Origin of the sequence: Paenibacillus sp. GCM10012306, assembly GCF_042649265.1 — a bacterium.
Taxonomy (GTDB): Bacteria; Bacillota; Bacilli; order Paenibacillales; family Paenibacillaceae; genus Paenibacillus_AQ.
The window spans coordinates 114,207-131,257 of sequence record NZ_JBHRYW010000001.1; the positions used below are offsets into that span (position 1 = coordinate 114,207).

At 47.1% G+C, this 17,051-nt stretch carries 11 protein-coding genes; 10 read left to right on the forward strand and 1 reads right to left on the reverse strand.

The genetic code is table 11. The annotated features are described in order from the left end of the window. The first annotated feature begins 50 nt into the window (after positions 1 to 50). From zwf to gndA, 4 genes are all read left to right on the forward strand, one after another. Positions 51 to 1,589, forward strand: a complete 1,539-nt coding sequence (gene zwf, locus ACFORK_RS00540; RefSeq protein ID WP_379194527.1) for a glucose-6-phosphate dehydrogenase — start codon at positions 51 to 53, stop codon at positions 1,587 to 1,589. Positions 1,590 to 2,069: 480 nt separating this feature from the next. Further along, complete coding sequence (gene fsa, locus ACFORK_RS00545) at positions 2,070 to 2,735, forward strand: fructose-6-phosphate aldolase (protein WP_379194529.1); 666 nt, start codon at positions 2,070 to 2,072, stop codon at positions 2,733 to 2,735. Between the two features lie 16 nt (positions 2,736 to 2,751). Then, positions 2,752 to 4,110 carry a glucose-6-phosphate isomerase gene (locus ACFORK_RS00550; RefSeq protein ID WP_379194531.1) on the forward strand — a complete coding sequence of 453 codons (1,359 nt, stop codon included), beginning with the start codon at positions 2,752 to 2,754 and terminating at the stop codon, positions 4,108 to 4,110. A 19-nt stretch (positions 4,111 to 4,129) separates the two neighbouring features. Further along, positions 4,130 to 5,545, forward strand: a complete 1,416-nt coding sequence (gndA, locus tag ACFORK_RS00555; RefSeq protein ID WP_379194533.1) for an NADP-dependent phosphogluconate dehydrogenase — start codon at positions 4,130 to 4,132, stop codon at positions 5,543 to 5,545. A gap of 71 nt (positions 5,546 to 5,616) precedes the next feature. Here gndA and ACFORK_RS00560 read toward each other — a convergent pair whose 3' ends face one another. Beyond that, the gene (locus ACFORK_RS00560; RefSeq protein ID WP_379194535.1) at positions 5,617 to 7,746 is read right to left on the reverse strand and encodes an alpha-galactosidase; all 2,130 of its coding nucleotides are present in this window, start codon (positions 7,744 to 7,746) and stop codon (positions 5,617 to 5,619) included. A gap of 355 nt (positions 7,747 to 8,101) precedes the next feature. Here ACFORK_RS00560 and ACFORK_RS00565 point away from each other — a divergent pair, with 355 nt between their 5' ends. The 6 genes from ACFORK_RS00565 to ACFORK_RS00590 all read left to right on the forward strand — a co-directional run bounded on the left by ACFORK_RS00565 (position 8,102) and on the right by ACFORK_RS00590 (position 17,051). After that, positions 8,102 to 9,112 carry a LacI family DNA-binding transcriptional regulator gene (locus tag ACFORK_RS00565; RefSeq protein WP_379194537.1) on the forward strand — a complete coding sequence of 337 codons (1,011 nt, stop codon included), beginning with the start codon at positions 8,102 to 8,104 and terminating at the stop codon, positions 9,110 to 9,112. Between the two features lie 178 nt (positions 9,113 to 9,290). After that, positions 9,291 to 10,700: an extracellular solute-binding protein gene (locus ACFORK_RS00570; RefSeq protein WP_379194540.1), complete on the forward strand. Its 1,410-nt coding sequence runs from the start codon at positions 9,291 to 9,293 to the stop codon at positions 10,698 to 10,700. Positions 10,701 to 10,815: 115 nt separating this feature from the next. Then, complete coding sequence (locus ACFORK_RS00575) at positions 10,816 to 13,710, forward strand: extracellular solute-binding protein (RefSeq protein WP_379194542.1); 2,895 nt, start codon at positions 10,816 to 10,818, stop codon at positions 13,708 to 13,710. A 117-nt stretch (positions 13,711 to 13,827) separates the two neighbouring features. After that, positions 13,828 to 14,700: a carbohydrate ABC transporter permease gene (locus tag ACFORK_RS00580; RefSeq protein WP_379195719.1), complete on the forward strand. Its 873-nt coding sequence runs from the start codon at positions 13,828 to 13,830 to the stop codon at positions 14,698 to 14,700. Between the two features lie 4 nt (positions 14,701 to 14,704). Beyond that, positions 14,705 to 15,580: a carbohydrate ABC transporter permease gene (locus tag ACFORK_RS00585; protein ID WP_379194544.1), complete on the forward strand. Its 876-nt coding sequence runs from the start codon at positions 14,705 to 14,707 to the stop codon at positions 15,578 to 15,580. Positions 15,581 to 15,596: 16 nt separating this feature from the next. Next, positions 15,597 to 17,051: a gluconolactonase gene (locus tag ACFORK_RS00590; protein ID WP_379194546.1), complete on the forward strand. Its 1,455-nt coding sequence runs from the start codon at positions 15,597 to 15,599 to the stop codon at positions 17,049 to 17,051.

The following is a 17,051-nucleotide window of genomic DNA, read 5'->3' on the forward strand; positions in this document are numbered from 1 at the left end:
CCATGAACATATCCGAGATATGTAGTGGCGCTATTGGAAGGAGAGATGATATGGATTCACATACACTTGTTTTATTTGGAGCAACGGGTGATTTAGCCAAGAGAAAAATATACCCGGCCCTTTTTAATTTATTTATCGATCATAAGCTGGCCTTGCCGTTATCGGTCATTGGTCTGGGAAGAAGAGAATGGTCGGATGAGACCTTTAAACGCAATGTCGAGCAGTCCCTGCGTGAGTTTTCCAGAAGAGCTCCTCAAGATGAAGCGGCTTTACAGGCTTTCCTTGAGGCCTTTCGTTACTGCACACTGGATATCGGCAAAAAAGAGGATTATCAAAAGCTGCTGAAGTTAATCGAGCATCGTGAAGAAGAGCTTGGTCTTGAGCCGAATCGTCTCTTTTATCTGTCGGTTGGACCAGAATATTTTGAGACGATTGCTGCCCAAATTCAGGACAACGGCCTCGGTTCGGAGCAAGGCTGGAAGCGTCTTATCATTGAGAAGCCATTTGGCCATGACTTGCCCTCTGCAAGAGTGCTGAATGAGAAATTAAGCGTTGCTTTTGCCGAATCCGAAATCTTCAGAATCGATCATTACCTCGGCAAGCCGGTTGTGCAAAAGCTCGAAGCGCTGCATCAAGCAAGTCCTGAGATTAAGGCGCTGTGGAGCAACCGTAAAGTAGCCAATGTGCAGATTACGGCTAGTGAAACGGTGGGTGTTGAAGAGAGATCAGGTTACTACGATCATGTCGGTGCGGTTCGGGATATGTTCCAGAATCACATGCTGCAACTTCTCATGATGATTGCCATTCATCTTCCGGATAAGGTGAGCGCTGATGAGGTAACTGAGGTACATCTGCACAAGAAACGGCTAATGAAATCTCTGGAGCCGCTGCACAAGCATAATGCTGCTGCTAGCATCATTCGGGGGCAATATAAGGAAGGCAGCATCCAAGGCAAGCCGGTGGTGGGCTATACGTCAGAGCCAGGCATTACAGCCGAATCTATGAATGATACTTTCATTGCAGCGAGATTGCAGATTAATGATAGCGACTGGCAGGGAGTACCTTTCTACATCCGCACTGGTAAACGAATGATCGACAAATCTACGAGAATCGTAGTGGAGTTCAAGGAAGAGTCTGGGCAATTCGGCTCAACTCATGAGAAGAGTAAAGCTCCGAACCTGCTGGTACTGGAAATGAGTCCTGGTGAGGGCATTACACTGCAATTTAAAGGCCCTAACTTTGAAGGTGCAGAGAAGCTTAACCCGATTAACGTAGATTTGCCAGAAGGACGCGGAGATGGCCGCGAAGCCTATGAAAATCTGATCCGCGATGCCTTGCAAGGCGATTCTACCTTCTTCGCTCATTGGGATGAAGTTGAATTGTCCTGGGAGTGGGTACAGCCGATTCTTGATGCTTATGCAGAGAACATGGTCCCTCTTCAATTGTATGCCGCAGGCAGCTGCGGACCGGCTGAATCCGATGCCTTGCTAGCCAAGGATGGGTTCCATTGGTGGTTCGATGATATTGCGAAGCAAGAGCTTGCGGCACAGAAAGAGAAAGTGGTACAGCAAGAGAAGACGCTGGTTTAACTTACGCTCAGGTTTAAGGTACTCTCAACATTCAAGGATTGAACAAGGCACGGCTCGTTCACAGTCCCGGTCACAGTCCCGATCTCGGTCACATTTTCGGTCTAGCTGCCGATGGCCCCTTATCGGCGAAAATAGCAATAGCAACTAAGGGCATTTTCGTACCTTATATTTCTTGTTTTTAGGAAAAATAAGCAAATAAGAGCATTATTGTAGCTTATTTTGTGGAAAATACCCAACAAGGGCCGAATTCGGAAGATTTAACATACAAAAATGCGCTTAATTTTAAATCGACCCTCTTTTGCCTCAATTTAGGGAGCGAAAATGCCGTTATTTGCACTGCGGAGCAGCTTGAACGGAGCTTTTTCTCCATTTAAGAGCGATAGGAAAAACCCTTCGCACCCGTAGCATTTTTTCGAAGGAATTGAAACGGTTATACCGATTAAAAATAACAAACTACACCCAAAAACGGAGGTTATTCAAATGAAATTTTTTATCGATACAGCAAATGTGGAAGATATCAAAAAGGCCTATAAAGTTGGAGTTCTTTCTGGTGTAACGACTAATCCTTCGTTGGTAGCCAAAGAAGGCGTGAAGTTCGAAGATCGTATCGCTGAGATCCTGCGTGCTGTGCCTGAGGTGGAATCGGTATCTGCGGAAGTCACTCCTGATGCGGTAACTGCTGAGGAAATGATCGCGCAAGCGAACGAACTCATCAAGATCAACAACAATGATAAGAACATTACGATTAAGCTGCCAATGACGCTTGAAGGACTGGAAGCTTGTCGTTACCTTTCCAAAAAAGGTGTGAAAACTAACGTTACTCTAATCTTCACCGTAAACCAGGCGCTGCTCGCTGCCCGTGCAGGTGCGACTTATGTATCGCCGTTCCTGGGCCGCTTGGATGACATCTCTGAAGATGGCGTACAATTGATCGTGAAGATTGCCGAATTGTTCCGCATTCATCAGTTGGATGCCCAAATTATTGCCGCTTCCGTACGTCACCCGGACCACGTTACTCGTGTAGCGATGGCCGGCGCACATATTGCCACCATTCCATTTTCCGTTATTGAACAGCTGTCCAAACACCCGCTGACCGATCAAGGTCTGGAGAAATTCGCTGCGGACTGGAAGAAATCTGTTCAATAAAAAGGAGTGAATCACCATGAGTATTAAATTTGATTATTCAAGCGCACTGTCGTTTATGAACCAGCATGAAGTCGATTACTTCAGCGAGTTTGTCGGAACGGCTCATCATATGCTGCATGAGAAAAAGGGACCGGGCTCGGACTTCCTGGGCTGGGTGAACCTGCCGCTGGAATATGACCGGGAAGAATTCGCCCGCATCAAAGAAGCGGCTAAGCGTATTCGCAGCAATTCGGATGCATTGATCGTAATCGGGATCGGCGGCTCCTACCTTGGAGCCAGATCCGCGATCGAATCGCTGTCGCACACCTTCCACAATCAGATGAGCGGAACAACACAGGTGTATTTTGCCGGACAAAATATCAGCTCTACGTATCTCTCGCATCTGCTTGAGCTGATCAAGGATAAAGACATCTCCCTGAATGTGATTTCGAAGTCCGGTACAACAACAGAGCCTGCCATCGCTTTCCGTATCCTGCGGGATTACATGGAGAAGAAATACGGCAAAGAAGAGGCCAGAAAGCGTATTTTTGCAACGACTGACGCCTCGAAGGGTGCGCTCAAGACATTGGCGGATGAAGAGGGATATGAAACGTTTGTCATTCCGGATGATGTAGGCGGACGGTACTCTGTACTTACGGCTGTGGGTCTGTTGCCAATTGCTGCAGCGGGACTGGATATTGACCAGATGATGGCGGGAGCTGCGGCAGCCGCTCAAAAATATAACAATCCGGATTTGGCGACGAACGAGAGCTATCAATATGCGGCTGTTCGTAATGCGCTTTATCGTAAAGGAAAAACTATCGAGCTGCTGGTGAACTTTGAGCCTTCCCTGCACTATGTGTCCGAATGGTGGAAGCAGCTCTTTGGTGAAAGTGAAGGGAAAGACCAGAAGGGATTGTACCCGGCCTCCGTTGATTTTACAACGGATCTGCACTCCATGGGTCAATTTGTGCAAGAAGGACGTCGTGATCTCATTGAGACTGTAGTAACGGTGAATAAGGCACGGATCGAGCTCGCGATTCCAGAGGATATCGATAATTTGGACGGATTGAATTTCCTGTCTGGCATGACCATGGATGATGTGAATAAAAAAGCAGCCGTAGGCACACGTCTTGCGCATGTGGATGGCGGCGTACCGAATCTCATCGTCGAGCTGGATGAATTGAATGAGTACACTTACGGAGAAATGGTGTATTTCTTCGAGAAGGCCTGCGGCATCAGCGGTCTGCTGCTTGGTGTGAACCCGTTCGATCAGCCGGGTGTAGAGGCATACAAAGTAAATATGTTTGCCCTGCTAGGCAAACCGGGATTTGAAGCGCAAAAAGAGGCGCTAAACAAACGTTTATCAGCCGATTCTGCAACAGAGCAGAAGTAACATAGGGGGAGAAGTGAACATGAAAAAACAACAGATTGGTGTAATTGGTTTGGCAGTAATGGGGAAAAACCTGGCTCTGAACATTGAAAGCAAAGGTTTCTCTGTAGCCTTGTTTAACCGTTCAGCAGACAAAACAAAAGAACTGCTTGCGGAAGCACCGGGCAAAGATTTTGTCGGTACTTATAGTGTTGAAGAATTCGTACAGGCTCTGGAAACACCTCGCAAAATTCTGATCATGGTCAAGGCTGGAGAAGCTACAGACAGCACGATTAATCAATTGCTGCCTTACCTGGATCAAGGAGATATTCTGATCGACGGCGGTAACGCTTATTTCCCTGATACCCAAAGAAGAAATAAAGAACTGCAAGCACAAGGCTTCCGCTTCATCGGCGCGGGTGTATCCGGCGGGGAAGAAGGCGCGCTGAAGGGCCCTGCGATTATGCCAGGGGGACAAAAAAGTGCGTATGAATTGGTAGAGCCGATTCTGACCGCAATCTCTGCTAAAGTGAACGGTGACCCTTGTTCCACTTACATTGGTGAGGATGGCGCAGGCCATTATGTGAAAATGGTGCACAACGGAATTGAATACGGCGATATGCAGCTGATTGGTGAAGCGTATCACCTCTTAAAAGATGTGCTGAACGTGAGCGCAGAGGAATTGCATTCAATCTTCTCAGAGTGGAACACAGGCGAACTGGATAGCTACCTTATCGAAATTACGGCTGATATCTTCTCCAAGAAGGACCCTGAGACTGGCCAACCGATGGTCGATGTCATTCTGGACTCTGCCGGACAAAAAGGAACTGGCAAATGGACCAGCCAAAGCTCCCTGGATCTGGGCGTGCCATTGTCCATTATTACGGAATCCGTATTTGCCCGCTTCATCTCTGCGATGAAGGAAGAGCGCGTAGCAGCAAGTCAGCAGCTGAGCGGCCCTTCAGCAGCAAGCTATGACGGCGATAAGGAGCAATTCATCGAAGCGGTCCGCAAAGCGCTGTATGCCAGCAAAATCGCTTCGTACGCGCAAGGTTTTGCGCAAATGCGTGCGGCTTCCGAGGAATACAACTGGGATCTGAACTATGGCAGCATTGCGATGATCTTCCGTGGAGGCTGTATCATCCGGGCGAGATTCTTGCAAAATATCAAGGATGCGTATGACCGCGACCCAGCATTGAAAAACCTGTTGCTCGACGAGTACTTTGCAGACATCGTACAAAACTATCAACAGGCTTGGAGAGAGGTTATCACGGTTGCAGTAAGCCGCGGTATTCCGGTGCCGGCCTTCACCTCTGCGCTGGCTTACTATGATAGCTACCGTACAGAGAGACTTCCAGCGAACCTGCTGCAAGCACAACGTGATTACTTTGGCGCACATACCTTTGAACGTGTGGATAAAGAAGGAAGCTTCCACTTCCAATGGATGGGCAACAATTAATTTTAGAACTTATAAAAAAACGAGAGCAGAGTTGATCTGCTCTCGTTTTTTTATGATTAGGTTTTTGATGATTACTTAGAGATCTCCGTAATCTTGACCATCTTGCTGGACATATCGCCCCACAGGTCCAGATCCAGTCCCCGGTTCATCAGCGCGCTGCCGCTTAGAGGTTGTTCAAAGCCGTCAACCTGATACAGAGCCTCACTCTTCAGACCGCGCAGATAAATGCGAGGGGAGTGATTTTGGAATTTTTGTGGATGCATCAGTGCGAAGAGCACGGATTCACGCTGGTCCGTTGTTACATACTGCACAGCAGTCGTGCTACCTTCTCTTGGCGAAAGCAGACGATACTGGTCACCCTTTTGCACGATATGTCGAATACCTTTATATACCTCAACCCATTTGCGGGACTCTTCCAGCTCTTCCTCAGACCAGTTCAGCAGGTTGCCGCCAATGCCAAGCGATCCCATCATCGAGGAATGGAACCGGTATGCGACAGAAGCTGGACGGTTCTTCATCCATTTTCCGGCGTCGGCTACCCAGCACATCATAGACTGCGCGTTGTAAGCAAGGGAGTAACCTTCTTGGATGAATAGACGCTCATAAGGATCGGTGTTGTCGCTGGTCCAGACCTCATCGGTCAACTGCATAATGCCCAGATCGATCCGTGCACCACCGCCGGAGCAAGCTTCAAAGGCAACATTTGGATGGTTGGCGCGCAGACGAGCGAAAATGTCATACAGCCCTTGTACGTGACGCACCCATACTTCCTTGTGCTGCTCTTGCGGCGCGTCGAGCCAGCCGACTTCGCTGAGCGAACGGTTCATATCCCATTTTACAAAAGCGATATTGTTCTCGCTCAGCAAATTGTCCATCATCTCGAAAATAAAAGCCTGCACTTCCGGGTTCGCTACATTGAGTACCAGCTGATTTCTGCTCTCGGTACGTGGACGATTAGGGAAATGATACACCCAATCCGGATGGGTTCTGTACAGGTTGCTGTCCGGATTGACCATCTCTGGCTCCACCCAGATACCGAATTTCATCCCCAGTGCCTCGACCTTATCGATAAGCGGCTTCAGGCCGTTCGGGAATTTCTCCGGATTGACGGTCCAGTCGCCGAGTCCTGCACGGTCATGATTGCGCTCGCCGAACCAGCCATCGTCAATAACAAACAGCTCCACGCCCATCGCAGCCGCTTTCTCCGCCAGCTTCGTTTGTCCTTCTTCGTTAACATCGAAGTAAGTTGCTTCCCATGAATTGTACAGTACAGGGCGCAATTCTTTTGAAAGTGGCTTAGGCAGTACATGCTCACGCTGATAGCGATGGAAGTTGCGGCTTGCTTGGCCGAAGCCTTCGCGTGTATAACCGCCGACAAAGGCAGGAGTTTGGAACTTCGTGCCGCCAGCCAAATGCCAGGAGAAATCGAAGTCATGCACACCGCCGCTAACTTGTAGCAGTTTGAATGGGCTATACTCTACTGTGATTTTCCAGTTGCCGCTCCATGCAAGCGCCCCGAACCATACATCACCGTGGTCTTCGGTCGCTGTTCCACGGTCAATGGCAAACCACGGGTTCGCCTGACAACTTGTATTCCCGCGTCTGCTCTCCAGTGTTTTCTTCCCAGGAGTGATCTCGTCCTGATAGATTTGGGTCTCTTCGATCCATTTGCCCGCCAGATGGGTCAGGCGGTAACGGTCGCCTCTTGGTGCATGCCATGTTGCGGAGAGGGATTGATCCAGTGTAATGGCCTCTTCACCAGTATTCTCAATTACGGCAAAACGCTCGATAATATCATGCTGCGGATAGAGACGGTAGTGCAGATGCACCAGCAGCGGATAGACAGTATCCTTCAGCACGATGATTAGTTCTTCATGCTCATTACCCTCTATGATCTCATGTTCTTTGTAAACCAGCTTCGTATCACGAACTTGATCAGGGAAGGTGGCTTTCAAGCAAGGTTCATAATAGTACATGCCACCCCAAGCCGGGAATTCCTGTTGTAGGATCCCTTCGGATGGCTCGAAAGAAGAATGACGAACGATTGATTTATCAGAAGCCGGCAGGTCTGTAAGATAAGGGAGTTTAGGACCGTAGTAAAGGTGCTGCAAAGTGCCGTTCTCATGCACGCCCAAACCGTACGATAAGTTGGTTCCTTGAAGGAGCCAGCGAGATGTTTCTTTGTCATATAGCAATGCCATTGAAAATCGCCTCTTCTCTTTAGTGAATATTTACTTAATAAATATATATTAATTCACTAAAAAAAGAAAATGATTTTTATCATTTTGGATATAACCAATGAATATTTATATAGAAAACGCTTTTAAGTATATAAATGTAAATAGTTGTTGCTAAGCTTAAAATCATCTGCTATGATTTAATCACTGAAATATTGAAAAATATTCACTGAATAAATGGTCCATCACCCCAGCGTTTTTCACTGTTGCAGCTAAATGATAGATGGCGATGTTCTTTTCGCTGTAGTGGAAATAAAATTGTTAACTTCCATGAAATCATTTAGAATTAAGAATTAATCTATATAGACAGGGTGAAATCATGGCAACCATTCGTGATATTGCAAAACTGGCAGGGGTGTCGAGTGTGACCGTCTCCAGAGTACTTAATAAGGATAATTCATTATCGGTATCTGACGAAACCAGACAACGGATACTTGCTATCGCCGAGGAACTGAACTACCAGACACCTCGCAATCGCAGAGCAGCAAGCGGCAAGGAAGGCGTAGATAATAACGAGCTATCGAATATCAAGATTGGCACCGTGATGTTTTTGACCGAAAATCAGGAGGAAGATGATCTCTACTTTCATGCGATTAGACAGGGAATCGAGAAAGAGTGTGTGGCATCCGGCATTAGATCAGCTGATATCTTCAGATTAGAACTGTTTGAGAGTCCGAAGATGGATTTTGGTGATGTTGACGGTGTGATTTTCATCGACAGGTCGTACGATTTCGATATTCAGAATGTAAGCACATTAAAGCATGTAGTTTTTGTCGATTCTGCTCCCGATGTGGAAAGCTATGACTCCGTGGTGATTGATTTCGAGCGGGTGGTTAAGCTTGCACTGGACCATTTTTTTGATCTTGGACATACAAACATCGGCTATATCGGAGGTAATCGTACATACGGTAAGGATCAGCGGCAGTTCTACTTTGAGCGTTATATGAAAGACAAGGAACTGCTTAATCCAGAGCATGTTTATATGGGTGGTTGGTGGATTCCGGAAGGGAATCGATTAATGAAAGAAGCCATTGCGAAAGGTAATTTGCCAACAGCGTTTTTCGCTGCTAATGATTCATTGGCCATTGGAGCAATTCATGCCGTCAAGGAAGCAGGGCTGCGCGTGCCTGAAGATGTGGCAATTGTCGGGTTTAACGATATTGATATTGCGGAGTATATGAGTCCTCCTCTTACAACAATCCGAAGTCAGCCAGAGATGATGGGGCGAATGGCAGTAAAACTGCTGATTGATCAGATTAAGGGTAGAGAAACTCCAGTACAGGTGATTGTGCCTGCCAAACTAATTGTACGTAACAGCTGCGGGTCATAGGCCCGCAAGCATATTAAAGGAGGTGAGTACGATGTAGTGCTACTGCTTGGTGGAGATGAGATACCTGCATACGAAACGGGGCAGTTGCGCTTGAGGTTTGTGTTTTTATTGAAGAAAATTAATAACTATTATTCAAGCGTGGTCAGAGTATGGAAAATTGACGAGGGGTGTTTAACAAATGCGTAAATTGAAACCGCTTTCATTACTTTCTTTGGTTTTTGTTTTGCTTTTCTCGTTGACTGCTTGTAGTGGCGGTAGTCAAAATTCGTCTTCTGCTTCCCAGAATGCAGGCAATACAGCTAAAGCAGATGCTACTAACGAACCGGTAAAAGAAGAAGAAGTTAAACAAGAAGAAGTCAAACCGGAAGAGACTTACGACCTTGGCGGAAGAGAAATTAAAATTGGCGCTTGGTGGGATGGAACACCAAAAGCTGATACGCCAGAAGGTGAGAAGGCCATTCAGAAGCAAGCGGAAATTGAGAAGAAGTACAACATCAAGATCAAATATGTCGCTGTAGACTATTTTGAGCTTGCTGAGAAATTTACTTCCACAGTTATGGCTGGCGATCCTTTCGCTGACATTATGCTGGCACCTGCCGCTTATATACGGAGCTTCGTGAAAGGTGGATATTTGACAGCGCTTGATGACGTGATGAATGTCAAAGAAGAAACTAAGCTTTCTGACAGCATCATTGAAGCAGGTAGCTATGGAACTGGCAAAACCTATGGTTTTGTAACAGGTCCACCACTCTTCGATAACACTGGAGTGCTGTACAACAAGCGTCTTTTCGATGAAGCGGGTCTACCTACACCTGAAGAGTACATCGAAAAAGGGGAATGGACTTGGGATACCTTCTTAGATGTTGCGAAGAAATTAACGAAGAGCAAGGGCGGCAGCGGGAAAATTGATCAGTGGGGCTTCACTGGATCTCCGTTCTCTATATCTACAGCCTCGATTTATTCTAACGGTGGCGTAATTTTTGATGAAGATACACAAAAGATCGCGATAGATTCACCTGAAGCTATGGAAGGTCTTGAGTTTGCGAATAAGCTCTACAACGAGTACAAAGTGGTTAAAAAAGATGAGGGTAACGACTGGGAAGATCCTGCGAGATACTTCAGAGAAGGTCAAGTTGCAATGTATCCAGTGCAATTGTTCGAAGTAGCTCCGCGCTTCCAAAATCAGATGGAAGACCCATATGTTTTCGTACCTTTCCCAAGCGGACCTAAATCTGGTGGCAAGTTCATCATGGGTATGCCGCAATTGCACGTGAACGTCATTCCACGCGGGGTGAAAGATGCGAATGTTGTCTACAAGATTTGGGAAGATCTGCAAAGCTTTGATACCATTGATGAAGATAACCAAACGATTGCCGAGTCCTGGTTTGATGATGAAATTTCCGTTAACAACGCAATGAACACATTTAAGATTATGAAATTTGCGCGTTATGCAGGCCTGGGTGTCGAAGATAACCTGAACCAGTTATATCGCGATATCATAGCTGGAAAAACAACTCCGTCAGCTGGGGTAGCGAAAATTTTCCCTGCTCTGGAATCAGCTGCAGATAAAGTTCTTAAAGGCGAATAGTCTATTGAAGAGAGGGGAGTAGACAACCAGGTGAAGAATGCCTAGGGGGGCTGCTCCCCAAGTTACACAAACTAGGACCATAAATTATCAGGCAGGGTAGGGGATTGCGTTGAATATGCCTAAGGTGTTGCGCGTCGCTGTTGCATTTGCCATCCTGTGTACGACTGTGATTCCCATGAAGGGAGGGACAGATCACGGGCAACAGATTCATGCTGCAGGAGATAGCAAGACAGGACAATTGGAAGTTGTGGAAGCGCTTCAAACGGATAGCTATGATAGTTATTTGCAGCGTCATCAGAATGCGGGTAGACCGGTACAAGATATCGTAATCCATGGCGGTGATTACGTGAAGTTTGATGGCCCCTCACCGAAAAAGGTCAATTCGGTAGGAGATCAGGAAGGGTCGTTCGTAGAGAGTTATGATACAGGTTCAATATCATGGGAGGTTAGCGTCCCTGAAGACGGGCTGTACAACATGACTCTTCGTTATTACACGCTCGAAGGTAGATCATCTTCGATCGAGAGAGAACTTCTGATCGACGGGGAGCTCCCGTTCGCTGGTGCAAGAAGTTTTATTTTCCCAAGGCTTTGGATGAACGAGAAGCCGGAGATCGAGCAGGATAATCAAGGGAATGATATCCGTCCTCGCCAGATTGAGGCACATGGATGGCAGGAGATACCTTTCCGGGATGCAGAGGGCTTTTATGAGAAGCCGTATGCTTTTTATCTGTCGGCTGGTAACCATACAGTTACGCTGAACTCTATTAAGGAGCCGATGGTGATCGGCGAGATCAAGATCGGTCAGATCGATACGCTGCCTAATTATGAAGAGATGAAGGCGCGTTATCAGAAGCTGGGACTACAAGAGGCCAAGGGACAACAAGTGAAGGTACAGGGTGAGGATGCGAGGCTCAAATCTGCCCCCACATTGTACCCTATCACAGATCGTTCCAGTCCAAGCACAGAACCAAAGTCCCTTTCGAAGATTCGCATGAATACCATAGGCGGCAATAACTGGCGTATGCCGGGCGATTCCATTACTTGGGTGATTGAAGTGCCGGAGGATGGACTTTACAAGCTTGGCATCAAGAGTAGACAGGAGTTTTTGCGCGGGGTGTACTCTACTAGAACCCTGTATATCGACGGTGAAATTCCTTTTAATGAAGTGCAGGAGATTCCTTTCAACTACTCAAGTGACTGGAAGATGACTACGCTCGGCAGCGAGCAGGAGCCGTATCTGTTCTATTTGACTAAAGGAAGTCATGAGTTGAAGCTTGCGGTCAGCCTTGGTTCAGTTGCACCACTGATTCGTCAAGTGCAGAGTAGTATTCTAGAGCTTAACTCCATTTATCGGAAAATATTGATGATTACGGGTAGTGTGCCGGATCCGTTCCGGGATTATAATCTGGAGCAAAAAATTCCCGAGATGACTGCTGTCTTTGAGAAACACAGTAAGATTCTAACAGGTGTAGCCGATCAATTGAACGAGATCACAGGTGAGAAAAGTGATCAGGTGGCAATTTTGACGAAAATGGCCTATCAGCTTGAGGACTTGGCTAAGCATCCAGAGACACTGCAGAATCGTCTGGAATCTTTCAAAATCAATGTTGGTGGTCTCGGTACCTGGGTTCTGCAGGTTAGAGAGCAACCACTCGAAATTGACTATATCGTTCTCGCTTCCCCTGAGCAGAAGATGCCTAAGGCGGCTGCATCCTTTGCTAGCAAAGCCAAGCATGAGGTAACGAACTTATTTAGCTCGTTCTTTACAGACTATAACAGCATGGGGAATACAAGTGAGAATGAACGAGCAGTAACGGTTTGGGTAGGAACCGGACGTGACCAGGCACAGGTAATTAAAGCGATGACTGACGATACATTTACAGAGCAAACAGGAATTAGCGTGAATTTGCGACTAGTCAATCCTTCTGTCCTTATGCCTGCTACCCTATCAGGACAAGGACCTGATGTAGCGATGCAAATTTCTAATGATATTCCCGTCAACTATGGGATGCGGAATGCCATTGTGGATCTGACTCAGTTCAAGGATTACGAAGAGGTTGCCAAGCGATTCCGGGAGAGTGCGATTACCCCGTATAAATTCCATGATGCTGTTTTCGGTTTGCCAGAGCAGCAGATCTTCCCAATGCTGTTCTATCGCAAGGATATTCTGGGCGAGCTTAACTTGAAAGCTCCACAGACCTGGGAAGATATGTATGAGATCATTCCGGTGCTCAAAAAGCATCATATGGATTTGGCGCTGCCCCTTGCTCAGACCGTTGGGGTATCCACACTTGAACCGAGTAAAGCCTTTGCGATGCTGTTGTATCAGCAAGGCGGCGAGTTCTATAACAACGATGGCACTAGAAGTGCCCTGGATTCTGAACCGTCTATGCAGGCTTTCCGCCAATGGACTGACTTCTTCGTGAACTATAAGTTCCCACTTCAGTTCGATCTAACGACTCGTTTCCGGACAGGTGAGATTCCAGTCGCGATTTCGGACTACACATTCTACAATACGCTGGCGGTATCCGCTCCAGAGATTAGAGGACTGTGGGACTTTACGGTTGTTCCTGGACTTGAACAGAAAGATGGCAGCATCAAGCGGGATGTATCGAGCGGTGGTTCGGCTGTCATCATGATGGAGCAAACGAAGGACAAAGAAGCAGCTTGGGAATTCATGAAATGGTGGACCAGTAAGGAAACACAGGTGCGCTTTGGTCGAGAGATGGAAGGACTCATGGGTGCAGCAGCTCGTTATCCAACTGCGAATGTGGAAGCTATGGAAGAATTGCCATGGCCAAGTAAGGATCTTCAGAACCTGAAAGAGCAGTGGGATTGGGTGAAGGGTGTTCCTGAGGTACCTGGTGGATACTACACGGGTCGTAACCTTGATAATGCTTTTAGAGAAGTCATTAACAATAAAACGAACACGAGAGACGCTCTCTATGATTACGTGGAAGAGATCAATCGTGAGATCGAATTTAAGCAAACAGAAATCAATCTGAAGTAGAGACCGAGGTGATCTAAGTTGCAGCAAACCAATGCATTACCGGCATCCGCGGGTGAGCCTTCGCCTCAGAAAGGCGTGAGCACCAAGCATAGTAAACTCCGGTTTAATCTGAAGCGAATGAAAAATGACAAGCATCTCTACGTGTTGATTGCTCCATATATGGTGCTGTTCTTCATTTTCACTGTGCTTCCGGTTGTCATGTCCATGCTTATCAGCCTTACATACTTCAATATGCTGGAGTTTCCACGCTGGGCAGGCTGGAGCAATTATACAAGGTTGCTACTAGATGATGATATTTTTCTGATCGCTCTAAAAAATACGTTGATCTTCGCAGTGATTACGGGTCCGATCAGTTATATTGCCTGTTTCGTATTTGCCTGGTTAATCAATGAGCTCAGGCCAAAGGTACGGGCCTTTATGACCCTTGTCTTCTATGCGCCTTCGATTTCCGGGAATATCTATTTTGTGTGGCAGATCATGTTTTCTGGAGATTCCTACGGTATTGTGAACGGTTTCCTGATGAGGACTGGTTTTATTAATGAACCGATCCTATGGTTCCAGAATCCGAAGTATACGCTCATGATCATTATTATTGTTCAGCTATGGCTGAGTCTCGGCACGAGCTTTCTGGCGTTCATTGCCGGTCTACAGACTGTGGATAAGACTTTGTTCGAGGCGGGTGCGATGGACGGAATTCGCAACCGGTGGCAGGAGCTATGGTATATTACGCTGCCTTCTATGCGACCACAGCTTATGTTCGGGGCGGTTATTCAAATTACGGCATCCTTTGCAGTGGCAGACGTAGCGATGAACTTGGCGGGATTCCCAAGTGTGCAGTATTCTGCCCATACCATTGTTACCCATTTGATTGACTACGGTACGATTCGATTTGAGATGGGTTATGCCTCAGCCATTGCAACCGTATTGTTCGGTATTATGCTGTGCTCCAACCTGTTGATTCAGAAGATGCTTAGAAGGGTAGGTGAATAGGCCAGTGAGACTAGCGCTTAAATTCAGATTGAGCGGGGAGAAGAGAATTAACCGCTCGTGGCAGGTGGACGTTCTATTATTCCTTCTTCTAGGCCTGTTCGGCGCCTTTATGGCCATTCCACTGATCTATGCGATCAATAATGCGTTCAAGCCGCTCGATGAGCTGTTTCTGTTTCCACCGAAAATTTTTGTCCGGAACCCGACCTTTAATAACTTTCCTGATTTGTTCCATTTGATGGCTAAATCATGGGTTCCTTTTTCACGATACATTTTCAATACGGTGTTCATCACTCTAGTCGGCACGGTCGGACACGTTCTGCTCGCTTCGGCAGCAGCCTACCCGCTGGCCAAGTACAATTTTATTGGTTCTAAGACCCTGTTCTCGATTGTCGTACTGTCGCTGATGTTCTCCTCGCAGGTGACGGCGATCCCGAACTATATGACGATGTCCTGGCTGGGCTGGATTGACACGTACTGGGCGATCATTGTGCCAGCATTTGCCTTCCCGCTCGGGCTCTATCTGATGAAGCAGTTCATTGAGCAGATTCCGATGGCCTTGATTGAATCCGCCAAAATTGACGGTGCGAGCGAGTACCGCGTGTTCTGGACGATTGTTATGCCGCTGGTTAAGCCAGCATGGTTCACGCTTATTATCTTGTTGTTCCAGATGTTATGGGCCACCGACGGCGGCAGCTTTATCTATAGCGAAGAGCTTAAGACCATGCACTATGCAATGGGACAAATTATTCAAGGTGGTATTGCCCGGGCAGGTATAGCAGCAGCGGTAGCTCTGCTATTGATGAGCGTTCCGATGGCGTTGTTCGTCATCACTCAGAGCCAGATCATTCAGACGATGGCATCTTCCGGAATGAAGGAATAGCACGGGAGGAACGAAAATGAAGCTTATTAAGTCAATTAGCAAAGTAGTGCTTGTCTTAACAACAGTAAGCTTATTAGCATCACCGCTTCAAGCGGGAGCTGCTCCCTATGAGGGGTACACCTACTCCTACTGGGGTGATAGTGTGAATACCCCTAATGCTTACATTCCGTCAGGCACGATTGATGGTAGCGAGCAAGGTATTGGCAAGCTTTTAGAACCGAGCGATATGTATGTTGCTGAGGATGGCTTGCTTTATGTACTGGATGCAGGGAATGGACGAATTGTCGTCTTTGATACAGATTGGCGGGTTGTTCGAGAGATTCGCGGCTTTGTGCGAGATGGGAAGAATGAGAAGTTCAATAGTCCGCAAGGAATCTATGTTACGAAGCACAACCATATCTATATTGCAGATACTGAAAACCGCAGAGTGGTGGAGCTAACAGGAGAAGGAGACTTTGTGCGCGACATTGGAGCTCCGAAGTCTGATGTCATCCGCTCTGGCTTCGAATATTACCCGATCAAGGTTACTGTAGATCATGCGGGCCGGATCTATGTTGTCGGCAGAGGGGTCTTCGATGGAATTATCGAGCTTGATGCGGACGGCAACTTCACTGGTTTTATGGGGACGAACCGAGTCAAGTTTGATGCATGGGACTACTTCTGGAAGAAAATGTCGACCAAAGAGCAGCGCAGTAAGCTGGAACAATTTGTTCCGCTAGAGTTCAACAATGTGGATCTCGACAGCGAAGGCTTTTTGTATACGACGACATCTGAGCCGACCTCTACCGATCCGATTAAGCGGCTGAATCCAGTTGGAGAAGATGTCTTGCGGCGTCAAGGCTACTGGTTCCCAAGAGGAGATATATATTCCATGGGAACGAGTGAAAGTTCACTCTTGATCGATGTCAAAGTCGGTGAGAATGGGGTATATAGTGCGCTTGATTCCCGAAAGGGGCGTGTATTTACCTATGACCAAGACGGAAATCTATTGTACATTTTCGGTCGTATGGGTGAGCAGGAAGGCACGTTCCGAACCCCTGTTGCTTTAGAGCGAAGAGGGGATGATTTCCTGGTGCTGGATAAGGCGATGAATCGAATCAGCGTATTCAAGCCTACCCGTTATGGTGCATTAATTAATGAAGCGAATCATCTGCTGTTCTCTGGCAAGTACGATGAGGCGGAACAGAAGTGGAAGGATCTGCTTAAGCTAGACTCCAATAATGAAATCGCTTATGTCGGTATTGGCAAGGTGATGCTCCGCCAAGGAGAGAACAAGCAGGCACTGGAATATTTGAAGCTTGGTTATGACAGGGAGTACTACTCTAAGGCATTCGGCAAATATCGCAAAGAGGTGGTACGTGAATATTTTGGGACAGGGATGACCATCGTGATCGTCCTGGGTGTAGCTCTGGGGGGCTTCAGCCTCTTAAGAAGAAGGGCGAGAGGGAAGGTGAAGACAAATGTTACGTGA

Bases quoted from the DNA above. Each gene is read 5' to 3' on its own strand.
- zwf (WP_379194527.1), top strand. From the start codon at position 51: ATGGATTCACATACACTTGTTTTATTTGGAGCAACGGGTGATTTAGCC.
- fsa (WP_379194529.1), top strand. From the start codon at position 2,070: ATGAAATTTTTTATCGATACAGCAAATGTGGAAGATATCAAAAAGGCC.
- ACFORK_RS00550 (WP_379194531.1), top strand. From the start codon at position 2,752: ATGAGTATTAAATTTGATTATTCAAGCGCACTGTCGTTTATGAACCAG.
- gndA (WP_379194533.1), top strand. From the start codon at position 4,130: ATGAAAAAACAACAGATTGGTGTAATTGGTTTGGCAGTAATGGGGAAA.
- ACFORK_RS00560 (WP_379194535.1), bottom strand. From the start codon at position 7,746: ATGGCATTGCTATATGACAAAGAAACATCTCGCTGGCTCCTTCAAGGA.
- ACFORK_RS00565 (WP_379194537.1), top strand. From the start codon at position 8,102: ATGGCAACCATTCGTGATATTGCAAAACTGGCAGGGGTGTCGAGTGTG.
- ACFORK_RS00570 (WP_379194540.1), top strand. From the start codon at position 9,291: ATGCGTAAATTGAAACCGCTTTCATTACTTTCTTTGGTTTTTGTTTTG.
- ACFORK_RS00575 (WP_379194542.1), top strand. From the start codon at position 10,816: ATGCCTAAGGTGTTGCGCGTCGCTGTTGCATTTGCCATCCTGTGTACG.
- ACFORK_RS00580 (WP_379195719.1), top strand. From the start codon at position 13,828: ATGAAAAATGACAAGCATCTCTACGTGTTGATTGCTCCATATATGGTG.
- ACFORK_RS00590 (WP_379194546.1), top strand. From the start codon at position 15,597: ATGAAGCTTATTAAGTCAATTAGCAAAGTAGTGCTTGTCTTAACAACA.